Below are 16,940 nucleotides of genomic sequence, written 5' to 3' on the forward strand. Positions count from 1 at the left end.
GCGTTACTTCGACGGCGGCTCGTCCTGGCCGGACTCCTCGGCCTTGTCGGCCTCTTCCTTCGTCTTGTGCACCGCGCCGTCCGCGTGCTCGGGCGGGCCGTACACCGTGTAGAGGACCAGAGGGTTGGGGCCGGTGTTGACGAAGTTGTGCTTCGTGCCGGCCGGTACCGCGACGAGGTCTCCCTGGGCGACCTTCCGGGTTCGGCCGCCGACCTTCGCCTCGCCCACGCCGCTGACGAACGTGAGGATCTGGTCGGTGTCCTCGTGCACCTCCTCGCCGATCTCACCGTTCGGCGGGATGGTCATGATCACTAGCTGTGCGTGCTCGCCAGTCCACAGAACGCGCCGGAAGTCCCGGTTCTCCTCGGCGACGGTCGCGATCGTGAAATGCTCCATGTCCTCTTCGTACCCCATTCTCGGCTTGATCAAAGCCAGACCGGGACTGTGCAAGTCAGGACCAAGCCGCTGATCTATGGTGTAGGCGTGCAGGCCCGAGACGTACCGTGATCCATCTACCGTCACCCGCGCGGGGGCCGCTACGCGCGCTCAGCACGCGCCTGGTCGCCGCGGTCGGCCTGGTGCTGGGCATCGTCTTCGTGGTCTTCCTGGACCGCGACGGCTACCGCGACGTCAACGAGGACGGGCTCACGCTCCTCGACTGCTTCTATTACGCGGTCGTGTCGCTGTCGACGACGGGCTACGGCGACATCACCCCGATCTCGGAGAGCGCGCGGCTCGTCAACGTCATCGTGATCACGCCGGCGCGGGTGCTCTTCCTGATCATCCTGGTCGGCACGACACTTGAGGTGCTTACCGAGCAGTACCGCACGAATGCTCGCCTTACGCGGTGGAGAAGGCTCTTGAAGGACCACGTGATCGTCTGCGGCTACGGGACGAAGGGACGCAGTGCCGTCGCGGCGCTGCGCGAAAACGGCTTCGACACCAGGCGCATCGTCGTGGTCGAGTCCGACCGCGCGGCGGTGCGGCAGGCGACGTCCGACGGGCTTGTCGCGCTGGAGGGTTCGGCCACCCGCTCGTCCATCCTGGCCGACGCGCATGTCAAGGACGCCAAGGCGGTCATCATCGCGACCGACACCGACGAGGCGAACGTCCTGGTGACCCTCACCGCGCGGCAGATGACCGCCGGCAAGGTGCGGATCATCGCCGCCGCGCGCGAGGCGGAAAACGCCCCTCTCCTCAAGCAGAGCGGCGCCCACCAGGTGATCGTCTCCTCCGCGACGGCCGGCCGCCTGCTGGGTCTCTCCACGTCCGCGCCGCCCCTCATCGACGTGGTGGAAGACCTCCTCACCCCCGGACACGGCATGGCGCTGGCGCTCCGCTCGGCCGACCGCGCCGAGGTGGGCAAGTCGCCCCGCAAGGTGAGCGAGCTGGTGATCGCCCTGGTCCGCCACGGACGCGTGCTTTCGCTCGCCTCTCCCGAATGCGCGATGATCGAGACCGGCGACCTGCTGGTCTACATCCGCGACGACACCGCGGCACCGGTCGAGACCACCGTCAGCCGCGACGCCTCCTAGCGGCGCGCGCGGCCGCGGCGGGCCCGGATGTAGTCGTTGACCACGTAGCTGCCGAGGTCGTCGGTGTCGGGGTGAAGACGCGGCCACCGCTGCGCCTGGCCACGGCGTCCACGAAGCGGCGCAGGCCCGCGTCCTCGCCGAGCATGAAGAGGTTGAGCGTCGCGCCGTACCTGGTCAGGGCGTCCACCTCGGCCACCGTCGCCTGGACGGTCTCGCTCAGCGGCGGCCAGAAGAACACCGCCTCGCCGTCCTCCAGATGTGCCGTGGGCTCACCGTCGGTCACCACCAGCACCACCGGCTCGCTGCCCGAGTGCTTGCGCAGGTGCCGGCCGGCGAGCTGGAGGGCGTGCTGGAGGTTGGTGCCCTGCACGTAGTCGGGTTCGACGGCGGCCAGCTCCTCCGACGTGAGCCGCGTGGCATACCGGCCGAAGCCGATGATCTGCAGCGCGTCCTGCGGAAACTTCGTCGCGACGAGGTGCGAGAGGGCGAGGGCCGTCTGCTTCATCGGGCCCCAGCGCTCTTCGGCGACCATCGAGTACGACAGGTCGACGCAGAGCGCGACGGCAGCCGAGGCACGCCGCTCGGTCTCCACGACCTCGAAGTCGTCGACCGCGAGCGAGACGGCCGAGGAGCGTGCCGAGGTGCTGCGGCGGACGGCGTTGCCGACCGTACGCACCACGTCGATGGGCTGCTCGTCGCCGAACTCCCAGGGCCGAGACGCACCGGTGATCTCGCCGGCGGCGCCCGCGTCCCGGAGGTCGTGCTGGCCCCTGCGGCCGGTCTCCAGCGAGGCGAAGACGCGGCGCAGCGCGGTGCCACCCAGCCGGCGCAGCGCCTTCGGGCTGAGCGTGAGCCCCTCGCCGCCGCGGGCCAGCCAACCCTGCCGGCGCAGCTCGCGCTCCAGCTCCTGCAGGCGCCGCACGTCACCGGCCGCGCCCCGGCCGAGGATCCGCTCGACCGCTTCCACGTCGATGTCGTCGAGCGTCGCGCCGGGGTGCTCCTGGCCGAGCTGGTCGAGCAGCTCGTCCAGGTCGCCGATCTCGGCGAGCGCGCCGGCCGCCTCGCCGTACCCGAGTCCCTGCTGGCCGCGCACCTGGGCGCGCCGGTCCCAGCCCAGGTCGGGCCGGAGGGTGCGCAGGTTGGCGGTCAGCCGGGCCATCTGGTCGGCGAGCCCGGCGTTGCCCAGCGCCTGGGCCATCAGCCGGGACAGCTCCTCCTGCTGCTGCGCGGAGAGCGAGCGCATCAGCCGTTCACCCGCGGCGGCGCGGCGGGCGAGGGCGTCGATCAGCTCGTCGACAGTGCCGGGCTTTTCCGGGAAGAACTCGCCGTGCCGCCGCATGAACTCGGCGAACGTGTCGGTCGTGTCCTCGCCCCGGGCGTGCCGGTCGAGCAGGTCGTTGAGGTCGCCGAGCATCTCGGCGAGGCGGCGCTGGGCGGCCGGGTCGGGGTTGCCGAGCGCCTCGCGCATGCCCGCGAAGCGCTGCTCCAGCACCTCGTCGCGCAGGCCGTCGAGGATCTGCTGGTACGTGCGGCGCGCGTCATCGCTTGCCCACTGGTAGTCGGAGAGCTCCTCGACCGCCCGGGCGGTGGAGCGGGGCAGGCTGTCCAGCCGCGCCTCGCTGAACCGGGCCGCGTCGTCGGTGCGGCTGGCAAGCTCCTCCCGCTCGGCGGCGAGGGCCTGGTCGAGCAGCGCCTGCGAGCGGGTCACCGCGCCGTCGAGGTTGCCCCGGCGCATCGCCTCGCGGCGCATCCGCCGGGCCCGGGCGGCGAGGTCGTCAAGCCCCCGGCCGCCGTCTGGGCCGCGGCGCAGCAGGTTGCGCAGCGCTTCGCGCAGGCTGCCACCGGCCAGCACCTCGGCACCGACCTGGTCGACCGCGGCACGCACGTCGTACGGCGGGGCGAGCGGGTCGGGCCCGCCTTGCCACGCGCCGTAGCGGAACCGGTTCGGACGCTTCATTCCCGGCTCCCGTAGAGGGTGCGCCCCTCCTCGGTCATGGCCTTGGAGAGGCGGCGGGTCAGGTGCAGCCCTTCCAGTGCGAACTCCACGCCGGCGGCGGCCTGCTGGACCGTTGGCGCGTCGTCGAAGCCGAGCCGCTCGAGCACCTTGGCCAGCCCGGGCACGGTGCCGACCTGGCGCAGCAGGTCTTCGGCGCCGACAAGCTCGCCGGTCTCCACGATCGCGCCCTCGGCCACCAGGTCGGTGAAGCCGGACAGGTCGAGCCCCGCCAGCCGGGCCCGGAACGTCTCGGCGGTCGCGGTGCGGAGCAGGTGGGCGAGTACCTCGATCTCGCGCCCCTCCTCGCCACTCTCGAACTCGACCTTGCCGCGCAGCGTGCTGGTGATCGAGGTGGCGTCGCCGATGCGGGCGGTCGGGATCGGCTCGCCCACGATGCCGCTGCGGCGCAGCGCCGACGCGGCCACCGTCTCGGCCGCCGCGATCGCGAAGCGCGCGGAGACACCGGAGCGGGCGTCGACCGACGGCGACTCGCGGACCGCGCGGGCGAAGCGGGCGATGACCTCCAGGACGTGGTCGGGCACCTCGGCCACGAGCCGCGCCTCCTGGCGGATCAGGTCGAGCTCCAGCCCCAGCTCCAGCGGATAGTGGGTACGGATCTCGGCGCCGAAACGGTCCTTGAGCGGCGTGATGATGCGGCCGCGGTTGGTGTAGTCCTCGGGGTTGGCGCTGGCCACGAGCAGCAGGTCGAGCGGGAGGCGCAGCTGGTAGCCGCGGACCTGCACGTCGCGCTCCTCCAGCACGTTGAGCAGCGAGACCTGGATCCGCTCGGCGAGGTCGGGCAGCTCGTTGACCGCGAAGATGCCGCGGTTGGTGCGCGGCACGAGTCCGAAGTGGATGGTCTCCGGGTCGCCGAGGGTGCGGCCCTGCGCCACCCGGATGGGGTCGACGTCGCCGATGAGGTCGCCGACGCTCGTGTCCGGCGTGGCGAGCTTCTCGCCGTACCGCCGGGAGCGGTGCAGCCAGCGGATCGGCAGCTCGTCGCCGAGCTCCTCGGCCTGGCGGCGGGAGGTCGGGGTGAGCGGCTCGTACGGGTGCTCGTTGAGCTCGGAGCCCTCGATCACAGGCGTCCACTCGTCGAGGAGCCCGACAAGCGAGCGGATGACGCGGGTCTTGCCCTGGCCACGCTCACCGAGCAGGACCATGTCGTGGCCGGCGAGGATGGCGCGCTCGACCTCGGGCAGCACGGTGTCGTCGTATCCGACGATGCCGGGAAACCGTGGGCTGCCGTCGCGCATCTGAGCCAGAAGATTTTCGCGGAGCTCTTCCTTGACCGTGCGGTGCCGGTGACCGCTCGCGCGGAGCGCACCGACCGTCCTGATGGTGTCAGGCGTTGATGTCACCGGCCAAAACTAGCTCGGCTCTGTTACCAGCGGTCGAAGTGCAGGTTCGGATGCCCATGCGGGCAGGGCGGATCGGGCGACCCCCGGTCAACCGCCCGGACGGACTAGGGTGACGAGAGGCGTTTAATCGATCAACTCGCGGCGCTTCCTGACTGACCGGACACTCAGCCCGTGCCAGAGCAATTCGGATGTCGCGTATTCCGACCTTTACTGACGAAGTAGGTGCAGCAAACCTTTGCTGCCCGCTTCCCGCGACGCTGTGATCGACTCGCCCTCACGCTGCGCATTGGGAGCGCTCCCGCCTGCAACGCCCGGCTGGTGAAACGGTTCCGGAGCGCCACTACCGGGCCTAAGTTCCTCGACGGGTGGCACCGCGAAACGTTTCGCGCGAGCTGTGGGGGCCCTGCCATCCCATCCGTCGCTGCCGCCGGGAGGGTGGACGATGAGCGCTGCCACGCCGAACGCGCCCACGAGGGTTTCGCTGCTGAGACCGCTGCTCGTGTTCGCACTGCTGATCCCCGTCGGGGTGCTCTTCGGGCAGGCGTGGCAAGGGCAGTCGGACCGCCTCTCCTTCGCCGCCCGGGAGCGGCAGGGCATCGAGTACCTCACCACGCTCGGCCAGGTGACGACCGCGCTGACCGACGCGCAGTCCGCCGCGGTGGCCGGGCGGCCGGCGGACCGGGCCGCGGTCACGCGAGCGGTCGACGCCACCACCGCCGTTGACGACCGCCTCGGCGACGAGCTGCGTACGAGCGAGCGCTGGTCCGGCCTGCGCGTGAAGATCGAGGCGCTCTCCTCGGTGCCGCCCGGCGACAAGGCGCGGATCTACGACGCGTACGGCGAGGTCACCGACCTGCTGCTCGCCCTCTACGGCAAGGTCCGGGAGAACTCGCAGCTGATCCGCGACCCCGAGGCGGACACGTACTTCCTCCAGGACGGCGCGGCCGAGGAACTGCCTGAGTCGGTGGTCGCGGCGGGCAAGTTCGCCGACCTCGTGGTCATCGCCGCGGGCCGGCCCGCCGCGGAGCGCACGGCCGCGATCGCCGACCTCACCGCCGCGCGGGGCGCGGTCCTCGACCCCGCCGCCGACCTCGCCGACGGTCTGCAGTCCGCGGTGGACAGCACCGAGAGCCGCACGCTCGGCGCCAACCTGCTCAGCCGGCTGGACCGCTTCCGCCGCAGCATGGACGGGCTGGCCACCTCGGCCGGCTCGCTCGACGGGCGGTCACCGCTGCCGACGGCCGACCGGCTCAACCCCGCCCGGATCGAGGTGCAGTCGGCCGCGTCCGAGCTCTCCAACGCGATCCTCGCCGAGCTCGACGTGCTGATCGCCGACCGGCAGTCGGGCATCCGCACGGAACGGTTCGTCTCGCTCGCCACGCTCGTCGTGGCGGTGCTGGGCTGCGCGGTACCGGCGGTGCTGGCCCTGACCAGGCGACGGCGACACCGGCGTCCGTTCGACGGTCCACATCGGCCGGTGCCACCGCGCACCTCGGCGCCGGCGCAGACCGAGAGCCAGTGGGAGCCCGTCGGTGCTGCTCGGTAGGCTGCGCATCCGCGGCAAGCTGGCGGTCCTGGTCATGGTGCCGCTGCTCCTCGTCGGTGTGCTCACCGTCCCGCTCGTCGTCAACCGGGCCGGCCTCGCCGGCCGTGCCGCGGACACCGCCCGCACCGTGCGGATCGCCAGCGAGGTCGGCGGCCTCGTCGGTGACCTGCAGCAGGAGCGCATGCTGTCGGTCGGCTACCTGCTCGGCACCGTCGACACCGCCGGCCTCACGCTGCAGAGCACCGCGGTCGCCGACCGCACCGCGGACCTGCGCGCGTCGCTCGGCGACGACCTGCCGCCCGCCGTGTCGCGGGCGATCGACACGATCGGCGACCTGGAGAAAGTACGCGCCGGCGTGCTCGGCAGGGCCATCCGCAGCGACCAGGTGATCGCGGCGTACGGCGCGGTGACCGCCCGCATCCTCGACTCGCTGCGTCTGCTCGACAACATCGACGTGGCCAGCGCCGGCGGGCGGCAGGTTGTCGCACTCGACGCCGTACTCCAGATGAACGACCTGATCAGCGCCGGCGCCGCGCTGATGGTGGTCATGGTCGCCGAGCGCAGCGCCGGCTCGATGACCGGCTACACCGCCAACATCGCCGCGCTGCAGGCCATCATCACGCGCTTCAACGCGTACGCGACGCCGGAGCAGAGCAGCCTCTTCCAGCTCGTCCAGCAGGCACTCAACGACCGGGTGGGCGCCGACTTCCCGGTCACGGTGCAGACCAACCCGCTCCAGGCGCTGGCCCGGTTCACGGTGCAGCAGCTCTACCCGTCGCTCGAGTCGTTCATCGTCCTGGGCCGGTTCGTCGAGCGCAAGATCGTCACGGACGTCACGGCGGAGGTCGAGCGGCAGCAGACGGTCGTCCTCACCACCGCGTACGGCGTCATCACGCTCGCCCTCCTCGTGCTCATCGGCGTCGTGCTGATGAGCGTCGTCGTGGCGCGCGCGGTGGCCCGGCCGCTGTCAAGCCTCACCCGCTCCGCCGAACGCGTGGCCACCGTCGCCGAGACCGAGCTGCGGCGGGTCGCCGACGAGGACGCCGACGACGAGGCCGAACCCATCCATCTGGAACCCGTCGACGTCCGCTCCGCCGACGAGATCGGCGACCTCGCCCGCGCGTTCGACAGGGTGCAGACCACCGCCGCCCGGCTTGTCGAGCGGCAGGTCAGCAGCCGGCGGAACGTGGCGCAGATGTTCGGCCACGTCGGCCGCCGCACGCAGAACCTGGTGGGCCGGCAGATCGCGCTCATCGACCGGCTGGAGCAGGAGGAGACCGACCCGCAGCGGCTGCAGCAGCTGTACCGGCTCGACCACGTCTCCAGCCGCCTGCGGCGCAACGCGGGAAGCCTCGTCGTGCTCTCCGGCTCGGCCGGCGTCTCCGGTGCGGAGGAGCACATCGTGCCGCTGCCGCTCGCCGACATCGTGCGCCTCGCGCTCGGCGAGATCGAGGAGTACACCCGAGTCGACGTGCAGGTGCCCGGCGGCATCGCGGTCGCGCCCGCGGTCACCGGCGACCTGGTGCTGCTGCTGGCCGAGGTGATGGAGAACGCGACGGTGTTCTCCCCGCCGCACACCCGCGTCACGGTCAACGCGATGGTGACCGGCCACGTGGTACGCCTCCGCGTCGTCGACCACGGCCTCGGGCTGTCCCCCGAGCGGATCGCCGAGGAGAACGCCCGCCTGGCCCGCCGCGAGCGCCTCGACCTGGCGCCGACCGAGGTGCTCGGGCTCTTCGTGGTCGGGCGGCTGGCGCGTAAACACGGCCTCGCCGTCGCGCTCTCCGAGACGCCGGGCGGCGGCGTGACCGTCACCGTCGACATCGGGCAGGACCACCTGGTGCGCACCGCGATCCAGGAGCCGGACCCGGTGCCACCGCCCCAGCCGCCGAAGCCGGCGCGCGGCCTCGCCTCGGTACGGCACCTGAACGTGGCACCGTCGTACGGCGGCGACGAGCCGGCGGTCGTACAGCGCGCGGTGGCCCGCGCCCTCGTGGCGACCGCCGAGCACGAGCCGTCCTTCAACGTGGACGCGCTGGACCGGGCCACGCGCACGATCGGCAGCGGCAACTCCTGGAACGCGTTCGCGCCGCGGCCAGCCGCACCGCCGGTACCCCCTGCTGATCCGGCACCGGCGGCGACGCCCGCGCCCGCGCCGCGGACCGCGCCCACCCACGGTGGCCTCCGCCAGCGGGTCCCGGGAGCGCAGCTCCCGGAGGGGACGGCACCCGGCGCGGACCGCACGCCGGCGCCCACGGGGGTCGATGCCGCGACGGCGCGGGCGCTGGTGGAGGAGTTCGAAGCGGGGGTACGCCGCGCGGAGTCCACCGTGTCCGACGAGCCGGTCGCGCGCAGCGAGGTGCCGCCGGTGATCGCGCCGCCCGCACCGGGCCCGCGTGCCCCACTCACCCGCCGGGTGCCCGGCGCCACGCTGCCGGCGGACATCCCGACCCAGCCGCCGCCGCAGGTACTGCCCGACCAGTGGTCGCCCGATCCGGACGCGGCCCGGGACTCGCTCGAGCAGTTCGAATCCGGCGTCGCGCGCGCCTTGCAGCAGGAAGGAACCCAGCAGTGAACAACTCACTCCAGTTGAGCCCCGAGGCGCAGACCTTCAACTGGCTCCTGGACTCGTTCACGTCCAGCACGGCCGGTGTGCGGGAGGCCATCGCGGTCTCCGCCGACGGCCTGCTGATGGCGATGTCCAACATCGCCGACCGCGCGAACGCCGAGCGGCTCGCCGCTGTGGTCTCCGGGCTCACCAGCCTCGCCGGCGGGGCGGCCAACTGGTACGCCCTCGGCGGCCTCAACCGCGTGGTCATCGACATGACGGGCGGGTACCTGCTGGTCACCGCCATCAGCGCGGGCTCGGTGCTGGGCGTGATCGCCGAGCGGACGGCCAGCCTCGGCACGGTGGCGTACGAGATGACGCTCTTCGCCAGCCGCGCCGGCGGTGCGCTCACGCCGCGCCTCATCGCGGAGCTGAAGAACGCCGCCCAGTCGTGACCCACGTCCCGCCCGAGGAGCCGGCGGGGCCCGCCCGCATCCGGCCCTTCCTGGGCGTCTCGGGGCTTGGTGCGCAGCCGGCGGACGCCACGCCGGCCGGGCTGCGACCGTTTGTGCTCACCTCCGGCCGGGTGGACGGCGTGGACCCGGACATCGGCCTGGAGACACAGGTCACGGCCCGCTCGGACGGGCCGCTGCGCACCGGTGTACCGGTGTCCAGCCTGGCGCCCGAGCTGCGCACGATCATGGCGCTGTGCGCGGAGCCGATCTCGGTGGCCGAGATCTCCGCGCGGGCCCGGCTGCACCTCGGCGTGACCCGCATCCTCGTCGGCGACCTGCGGGCCGCCGGCTACCTCGACGTCCACGCGCGGGATGCCGCGCGTCCCGACCCCGACACCATCCTGCGAGTGATCCGTGGACTTCGTGCGATCTCCTGAGCAAGCACCCCCCATTCCCGTCAAGATCGTGGTCGCCGGCGGCTTCGGCGTCGGCAAGACCACAACCGTCGGCGCGATCAGCGAGATATCGCCGCTGACGACCGAGGCGGTCATGACCACCGCCGGGGTCGGCGTGGACGACCCCGGCCAGGCCACTGGCAAGACCACCACGACGGTCGCGATGGACTTCGGCTGCGTGACCATCGATCGCAGCCTGAAGCTCTATCTCTTCGGTACGCCCGGACAGTCCCGCTTCGGCTTTATGTGGGATGACCTGTCCCACGGAGCGCTCGGTGCGCTGGTTGTGGTTGACAGCAGCCGGTTAGATGACTGCTACCCTGCGGTGGACTACTTCGAGCGGGCGCGCATACCATTCGTCGTCGCGGTCAACGCGTTCGACGGAAAGCTCGCCCACGACCTGGACGAGGTCCGGTGGGCCCTCGCGGTCGACGAGCGGATCCCCGTTGTCGCCTTCGACGCCCGCAACCGGATTTCTGTGAGAGACGCACTGCTAGTCCTACTGGATCGCGCGCTGGATGATGCGGTACAGGGAGAGACCGCGAAATGAGCCGGCGGGCTCGCTGGCCCTAGGAGGTGTTTCGGAGTGCGCGGTGGACTGGACGACGCGCTGGATCGCTTGGCGCGCATGGACCAGTTGCGCCGGCGGGCCGAAGGCGCGTCTGGCGGTCTGCCCACGGCACACGGGCTGGCCGAGGCGATCGAGGCGGTCCGCCGGGTAGTCGAGCGCCATCCCGACCTCAACGTGACGCTCTACGGCGAGCAGGGTGAGGGCAGCGCCGAGGTGCGCATCGGCTGGGAAGACGGCGTGGTCCGCGCCAAGATCGTCTCGGTCGAGGGCCCCGAGGCCTCCAGCTTCGGGCCTGGTGACGGGCCGCCGCTGCCGGTGCTGCCGGCCGAGATACCGCCGATGAGTGACCTGCCCCGGCCGCTCACCGTGGACGCCCACCAGGGCGGCCGCCACTCCGGCCCGCCCCCGGTGCCCGAAATGCCGCGCCTGGTCGACCCGGGCCGCCTGGCCGACCGGCGCCGGCACCGCGCGGCCGCCGACACCGGCTTCCTGCCCGACCCCGGCGGCCTGGCCCCGGCCGCACCACCACCCCCGCCTCCTCCGCCACCGCCGCCCGCCAGCGACCTGCCGCCGCGCCCAGCACCGCCGGCGGGTGACCTTCCGATGCGGTCGGCGCCCCGGGCCTGGAAGGCCGAGCACGACGACAACGCCGCGGCCCGGTTGGCGGCGATGATCCGCGAAGACCCGTCGCTGCTGGCCGGCCCCGAAGAGCGCTAGAGCTTTCGGGCGCCATAGCAGCCACTCGACGTCGGAGTTGGGTTGCTGGCCGTGCGACAGCTTCCGATGTCCTCCCAGCTCACGGCGTCCGCGCCCCAGCGGCCGCCTTGCCGGGGTAAGGCAGGCACGGTCGTCGCGGTCTGTGACTGTCGATCAGGTGGAGGCGGTATGAGCTCCGAGACCTTGGTGAGTTAGCGCGTTATTTCGACGCTAACTTGCCAAGATCTGCCGGTTCGGCTCCTGGGGTGAGCTGGGCGACTGCGGAGGGTGAGGCGGCAACCGCGGGCCTAGCTAAGTCGGGGCTGAGGTCGGGGCCGCGCTAGTCTGCGGCGCGTGCCCCACGACGTGGATCAGGTCTGCGCGCGTTACCTGGAGCTCGCCGACCGGCACGAGCCGGGCCTGGTCGAAGGCCTCTACCTCCAGGGCTCGGTGGCGCTCGGCGACTACCGCGCCGGGGTCAGCGACATCGACTTCGTCGCCGTCACCACGCTGCCGCCGGACCCCGTCGCCATCCGGGCGGTCCACGCGGGGCTGCCGCGCCGGCCGCACTTCGACGGGCTCTACGTGACCTGGGACGACCTGCGGCGCGACCCCGCGCAGGCGCCGCCCGGTGTGGGGGTGCACGAGCGGCGCGTCGATCCGGAGTCGCGCTTCGAGCGGAGCCTCGTCACCTGGCACGTGCTCGCGCAGAGCGGCGTGGCGGTCCGCGGGCCGGCGGTCGCCGAGGTCGGTGTGTTCACCGACTGGCCGGCCCTCGCCGAGGCCACGCTCCGCAACCTCGACGAGTACTGGGCGCCCTGGCTCGCCCGCGCCGGCCGTGGACCGGTGGGGCTGACGCCGTGGGCGGCGTGCTGGGGTGTGCTCGGCGTCGCGCGGCTGCGGCACACCCTGGCCGCGGGGCGGGTCACCTCGAAGACCGAGGCCGCCGGCTACGCCCTGGCCACCGCCGAGCCGCGCTGGCACCGGGTGATCCAGGAAGCGCTGCGCATCCGGGTCGGCGGGGCGCCGCGGTACCGCAACCCGTGGCGGCGCCGCGCCGACGTGGTCGGCTTCGTCTCCTCGTGGCTGGACGTCGCGCCGTCGTGATGGCCGCCCAGCGGTTCGGTCGCGAATCCGGACACCTGGACCGCCCGCACGGCAGCACATACATTGATGGCTATGCATCTTCGGATTGGGCGGCTCGCCCTCGTGGCGGTCCTGGCCGGGTTCGGCGCGGCCGTCGTGCCCGCGGCCGCCGCGCACGCAGCCACCGCTTGTGAGGTCACCTACACGGCGACGAGTTGGAGCGGTGGCTTCACCGCCAGCGCTCAGATCAAAAACCTTGGCGACCCATGGAACGGGTACACGGTGGAGTTTCGCTTCACCGGCGACCAGACCGTGACCTCCAGTTGGAACCACATCTGGTCGCAGTCGGGGCAGGCGGTGACCGTCCGGAGTGGACCGTACGCGGCGCCGGTGCCGACCGGCGGGAGCATCTGGCTCGGCTTCAACGGGCGTTACAGCGGCGTCAACACACCACCCACCGGTTGGCGGGTCAACGGCGTGGCCTGCTCGGTCACGGGCCAGCCGCAGGCCGTCATCGCCGAGCCCGACACCGTCACGATCCCCGAGGGTGGCGGCGGGTCGTTCACGATCCGGCTCAGCCACCCGCCGGCGCAGCAGGTGGCGCTCGGCATGTCCCTCTCCGGCACCGGCGTCTGGGCCTCGCCGCCGGTCGTCCTCCTCTTCACGCCGAACAACTGGAGCACGCCGCAGAGCTACCCGGTCATGAGCATGCAGGACAGCGACACGGTCGACGACCGTGCGGTGGTGACGCTCTCCGTCACCGGCTACACGCCGGACACCGTCGTCCTGCAGCAGGTCGACGACGACTGAGCGGCGTGCCTAGCGGAGGAGGCGGGCGGCCAGCCTGGCGGCCCCCTCCTCACCGGGGGCGGCGAGGCACACCACCGCTTCGGGCCAGGTCACCCGGAGCTGGTCGTGTACCGACGCGCGCAACCACGAGCAGTGCCGGAGCACGCCGCCGGCGAGCACGATCGGGCTCCGGTCGCCCGGCGGGCGAATCTCGGCGACCGTCTCGCACAGGTGCGTGGCGGCCTCGTCCATGATGGACAGCGCCAGCGTGTCGCCGTCCGCCGCCGCGGCGGTCACGAGTGGTGCCAGGGAGGCCAGGTCGCGCGGCTTCCAGGTGTGCACCGCCACCACGAAGGGGTCCGCCGCCGTCTCGTCCACCGCGGCCGTGACCCGGGCGACGAGCGGGCCGGGTGGGTCGCCGCGGTAGAGGGCACGGGCGGTGGCGGTCGCGGCGGTGCGGCCGATCCAGAAGCCGGAGCCGAGGTCGCCCAGAAGCCATCCAAGACCGTCGGCGGTACGGAAGATGCGACCGCCGCTGATCTCGGCGGCCACCGCGCCCGTGCCCGAGATGAGCACGCTCCCGTCCGGCTCGCCGGTGCCCGCGGCGAACGCCACCTCGGCGTCGCCGACGACGTGCAGCGGGCACTGTACCCCCAGGGTGTCGAACGCGGCCTGCAGCACCGCGGGCCGTGACCCCCCGGCGGCGCCCGCGACCGCCACACCGATCCGAGAAGCGTCCACCGTGGACAGCGCGGCGGAGATGGCGGCGGTCAGGTTGGCCGCCGCCTCGGCGGCCGGGATGGTGACGGGGTTGGCGGCACCCGCGCGGCCGAAGCCGGCACGGGTGCCGCCGAGGGTGGTGACGACCGCGCGGGTCGCGGTGCCACCGATGTCGATGCCGAGGACGAGGGTCATCTACGGATCAGCAGCGACCGAGGTCTTCCCACTGCTGGGTCCAGCCGGGCTCGCTGCCCTGCGTCCACCAGCGGGCCCGCCACAGGTGCACGCCGTCACCGGACGGCGGGCCGCCCGGCACGCCGTTGGCGCTGCGCTGGTGGCGGACGGTGTTGCCACCCAGGTACACGGAGTTGATGTTCCAGAACGGCGCGGAGGAGCAGCCCGGCCCGCCGGTCGGGTTCACGGTCGGTGACACCGAGGGCGAGACGGACGGGGAGACGGTGGGCGAGACCGACGGTGACACCGGCGGGGTGGGACAGGAGCCGCCGGTACCCACCGTGTCGGTGTGCGCGGTGCCGGCCGAGCGGAAGGCGGCCACGCGAGCGGCGGCCTCGGCGGGCGTGAGCGCCTCGTTCACCGTGTGGTAGAGGTAGTCGACCTGCTGGCGATAGGTCGCCATGCCACCGGTGTGTGTCGCGGTGTCGATGAACCACAGGTTGAAGTTGATCGACATGGGCGTCTCGGGATAGTAGATGCCGCTGTGGTCGGCGACGAGCGCACCGTCCACGTAGTACTTCACGTGACCGGCGGAGACCGTGAACATCAGGTCGTGCCAGCCGGCGAAGCTCTGCCGCTGCGCGGTGTGGGTGTTCACCGCCTCCCACGGGTCGGGACGGTACGTCTCCCACGTGGTCTGGTAGAAGATCGGACCCTGCTCGCCCCACCCGCCGTTGGGCAGGTACTCGAAGTCGATCTCACCGTAGTTGGGGTCCATCGCCGCGTTGAGCGGGGTGATGGTGAAGAACGTCTCGACCAGGTGGTCGCCGTCGTTGCCGCTGACCGGAGCGTCGGCGAACTTGACCCGGGCCGCGTACGTGCCCTCGAAGAACTTGCGCTGATGCAGGAACTCGGACTGGCTTGTACCGCCGGCGGTGCCGTCGGTGGCGGCTTGGAGCTGGAGCGACTTCGCACCGTCCACTGTGGGGAACGAGACGTTGGAGGCGGGCCAGGAGGCGCCGGGCACACCCGGGCCACCCGAGTTGGTCCGCACCGACCAGCCCCGCTGACCGATCAGTGGGTCAGCCGGGCCGCTGTAGTTGAAGTCGTCGAAGAGCACTTGGCAGGGGGCGAGTGCGACGGCCGGGGCGGCGCTGCTCGCCACGGCGGCGACGGTGCCGGCGGCGAGGGCCGCGGCGGTCGCGGCGAGTCCAGCGGAGAGGCGTTTCACGGCGTGCTCCTTTCTGGATGGCGCTTGGGGGTGTGGTCACCTCAACCCGCGGGGGCGCGCTGAGGCGGGTGGGATCACCGCACCGCGCCGGCGGTCAATCCGTCGCGGATCTGGCGCTGGAACAGGATGTACGCGACGAGGACGGGCAGGATCGCGATGACGAGTCCCGCGAACAGGCCGCTCCAGTCGCTGCGATAGCCCTGGCTGACCGCCAGGAACGCGAGTCCCTGGGCCAGGACGTACCGGTCCGGGTCGGGGTTGAGCACAAGGGGAAGCAGATATTGGTTCCACAGCCCGAGGAAGTTGAAGATGCCCACGCTGACCAGCCCCGGGCGGGCCATCGGCAGCATGATGCGGAAGAACACCGCCGCGTGCGAGCACCCGTCGAGAAACGCGGCCTCGGCGACGGCGGTCGGCAGCGTGCGGAAGAAGGCGTGCAGGAAGAAGACGGTGAACGGGAGGGCGTAGGCGGCGTACACGAGGATCAGCCCGTGATAGGTGCCGAGCATGCCCAGCTGGTCCACCACGAAGAACAGCGGCACGAGCGCCAGGAAGACGGGAAAGAGCATCCCGGCGACGAGCGTGTAGTAGATGACCCGGTTGCCGGGGAAGGGGTAGCGGGCCAGGCAGTACGCGACAAGCGCGCCGAAGAGCATGGTGAGCACGAGCGCGCCGCCGACCACGACGACCGTGTTGAGCAGGTACCGGCCGATCGACGCCTCGGCCCAGGCGCGGGCCCAGTTGTCGAAGCGGGGTGTGGCCGGCAGCGACCACGGGCTGTCGAAGATCTCCGCGTCGGTCTTGAGCGACGACACGACCGCCCACAGCAGCGGGAGCGTGACGAGCAGCGCCCAGACGAGGAGCACCACGTGTACGAGGCGACCTGTCGTTCTCATGCCATCTCCACGCGCTCGCGCCGGGTCACGCGGAGCATGAGCACGGTCAACGTGAGGGTGAGGAAGAAGAGCGCGACGCCCATGGCGGAGGCGTAGCCGTACTTGCCGTATGTGAAGGCGTTGCGGTAGAGCGACAGCCCCATCACCTCGGTGCTGTTGTCCGGCCCGCCCGGCCCCACGGTCATGATCTGTACGAGCGCGAAGCCGTCGAGCGCGATGATGCCCAGGTAGACGAAGGCGACCTGCACGCTGTCCCACACGAGCGGGAGCGTGATCCGCCAGAAGAGCGTGAAGGCCCCGGCGCCGTCGATCAGTGCCGCCTCGGTGATGTCCGCCGGTATCGACTCGATCGCGGCCGCGAAGAGCACGACGTAGAAGCCGACCGCCGACCAGATCAGGGCCGCCATCACGCACCAGAGCGCGAACCGCGGCTCGGCCAGCCACGAGCGCTCCAGGGTGGACAGGCCGATCCGGTCGAGGAAGCCGTTGAGCAGCCCGCTGTTGGGCGTGTACACGAACTGCCACAGCACGGCGATGATGGCGACGGAGAGCAACTGCGGGAAGAAGTAGAGCACCCGGTAGGCCCGCAGGAGGCGGCTGCCCCGGGTCGAGGTGGCGAAGAAGAGGGCGAGCGCGATGGTGACCAGCGGCACGACCACGAGCATCAGGCCGTTGTGGCGCAGCGCCGACAGGAACAGCGGGTCACTCCACAGCCGGGTGAAGTTGTCCAAGCCGACGATGTTCACGTCGCTGGAGACGCCGTTGAAGTCGGTGAAGGCCAGGTAGAACGCCTGCGCGTACGGCGACACGACGAAGACTGCGTACAGCAGCAGGGGCGGGATCATCGCCCCGGCCAGAAACCGGTACCGGCCGTGTCGCAT

Annotated in this window: 15 protein-coding genes and 1 pseudogene; 9 read left to right on the forward strand and 7 right to left on the reverse strand. The window is 71.8% G+C overall.

Going from position 1 to position 16,940, the window contains the following annotated elements; all coding sequences use genetic code 11:
- Positions 1–3: 3 nt before the first annotated feature.
- Positions 4–396, reverse strand: coding sequence for a cupin domain-containing protein (locus Phou_RS13605; protein ID WP_173058340.1), 393 nt, complete (start codon positions 394–396; stop codon positions 4–6).
- A 107-nt stretch (positions 397–503) separates the two neighbouring features.
- Between Phou_RS13605 and Phou_RS13610 the strand changes: the two genes are divergently transcribed.
- The gene (locus Phou_RS13610; protein ID WP_173056390.1) at positions 504–1,535 is read left to right on the forward strand and encodes a potassium channel family protein; all 1,032 of its coding nucleotides are present in this window, start codon (positions 504–506) and stop codon (positions 1,533–1,535) included.
- On the opposite strand, the pseudogene Phou_RS13615 reads toward Phou_RS13610, so the two are convergent.
- Positions 1,532–3,492 (reverse strand): annotated as a pseudogene (locus tag Phou_RS13615) (vWA domain-containing protein). The gene Phou_RS13610 and the pseudogene Phou_RS13615 overlap by 4 nt on opposite strands.
- A complete protein-coding gene (locus Phou_RS13620; RefSeq protein ID WP_173056391.1) occupies positions 3,489–4,892 on the reverse strand; it encodes a sigma 54-interacting transcriptional regulator in 1,404 nt (467 codons plus the stop codon). The pseudogene Phou_RS13615 and the gene Phou_RS13620 overlap by 4 nt, the downstream one beginning before the upstream one ends.
- 442 nt (positions 4,893–5,334) lie before the next feature.
- Here Phou_RS13620 and Phou_RS13625 point away from each other — a divergent pair, with 442 nt between their 5' ends.
- The 8 genes from Phou_RS13625 (at position 5,335) to Phou_RS13660 (ending at position 13,059) form a co-directional block, all read left to right on the forward strand.
- The gene (locus tag Phou_RS13625) at positions 5,335–6,438 is read left to right on the forward strand and encodes a hypothetical protein (protein ID WP_173056392.1); all 1,104 of its coding nucleotides are present in this window, start codon (positions 5,335–5,337) and stop codon (positions 6,436–6,438) included.
- Positions 6,425–9,013 (forward strand): sensor histidine kinase, encoded by a 2,589-nt coding sequence (locus tag Phou_RS13630; RefSeq protein ID WP_173056393.1) that lies wholly within the window; start codon positions 6,425–6,427, stop codon positions 9,011–9,013. Before Phou_RS13625 ends, Phou_RS13630 begins: the two co-directional genes overlap by 14 nt.
- On the forward strand, positions 9,010–9,441 hold the full coding sequence (locus tag Phou_RS13635) for a roadblock/LC7 domain-containing protein (RefSeq protein WP_173056394.1): 432 nt from the start codon (positions 9,010–9,012) through the stop codon (positions 9,439–9,441). The genes Phou_RS13630 and Phou_RS13635 overlap by 4 nt, the downstream gene beginning before the upstream one ends.
- Positions 9,438–9,878 carry a DUF742 domain-containing protein gene (locus tag Phou_RS13640; RefSeq protein WP_173056395.1) on the forward strand — a complete coding sequence of 147 codons (441 nt, stop codon included), beginning with the start codon at positions 9,438–9,440 and terminating at the stop codon, positions 9,876–9,878. Before Phou_RS13635 ends, Phou_RS13640 begins: the two co-directional genes overlap by 4 nt.
- On the forward strand, positions 9,856–10,446 hold the full coding sequence (locus Phou_RS13645) for a GTP-binding protein (RefSeq protein ID WP_173056396.1): 591 nt from the start codon (positions 9,856–9,858) through the stop codon (positions 10,444–10,446). Before Phou_RS13640 ends, Phou_RS13645 begins: the two co-directional genes overlap by 23 nt.
- Before the next feature lie 36 nt (positions 10,447–10,482).
- On the forward strand, positions 10,483–11,184 hold the full coding sequence (locus Phou_RS13650; protein ID WP_173056397.1) for a hypothetical protein: 702 nt from the start codon (positions 10,483–10,485) through the stop codon (positions 11,182–11,184).
- Between the two features lie 333 nt (positions 11,185–11,517).
- Positions 11,518–12,270, forward strand: a complete 753-nt coding sequence (locus tag Phou_RS13655) for a nucleotidyltransferase domain-containing protein (RefSeq protein WP_173056398.1) — start codon at positions 11,518–11,520, stop codon at positions 12,268–12,270.
- Positions 12,271–12,342: 72 nt separating this feature from the next.
- Positions 12,343–13,059 (forward strand): cellulose binding domain-containing protein, encoded by a 717-nt coding sequence (locus Phou_RS13660; RefSeq protein WP_173056399.1) that lies wholly within the window; start codon positions 12,343–12,345, stop codon positions 13,057–13,059.
- A 9-nt stretch (positions 13,060–13,068) separates the two neighbouring features.
- Here the strand turns inward: Phou_RS13660 and Phou_RS13665 are convergent, their stop codons facing one another.
- From Phou_RS13665 to Phou_RS13680, 4 genes are all read right to left on the reverse strand, one after another.
- The gene (locus Phou_RS13665) at positions 13,069–13,953 is read right to left on the reverse strand and encodes an N-acetylglucosamine kinase (protein ID WP_173056400.1); all 885 of its coding nucleotides are present in this window, start codon (positions 13,951–13,953) and stop codon (positions 13,069–13,071) included.
- Positions 13,954–13,960: 7 nt separating this feature from the next.
- Positions 13,961–15,163 (reverse strand): family 16 glycosylhydrolase, encoded by a 1,203-nt coding sequence (locus Phou_RS13670; protein ID WP_173056401.1) that lies wholly within the window; start codon positions 15,161–15,163, stop codon positions 13,961–13,963.
- 74 nt (positions 15,164–15,237) lie between these two features.
- On the reverse strand, positions 15,238–16,059 hold the full coding sequence (locus Phou_RS13675; RefSeq protein WP_173056402.1) for a carbohydrate ABC transporter permease: 822 nt from the start codon (positions 16,057–16,059) through the stop codon (positions 15,238–15,240).
- Positions 16,056–16,940 (reverse strand): carbohydrate ABC transporter permease, encoded by an 885-nt coding sequence (locus tag Phou_RS13680; RefSeq protein WP_173056403.1) that lies wholly within the window; start codon positions 16,938–16,940, stop codon positions 16,056–16,058. The genes Phou_RS13675 and Phou_RS13680 overlap by 4 nt, the downstream gene beginning before the upstream one ends.

It is taken from the genome of Phytohabitans houttuyneae (assembly GCF_011764425.1).
GTDB lineage: Bacteria > Actinomycetota > Actinomycetes > Mycobacteriales > Micromonosporaceae > Phytohabitans > Phytohabitans houttuyneae.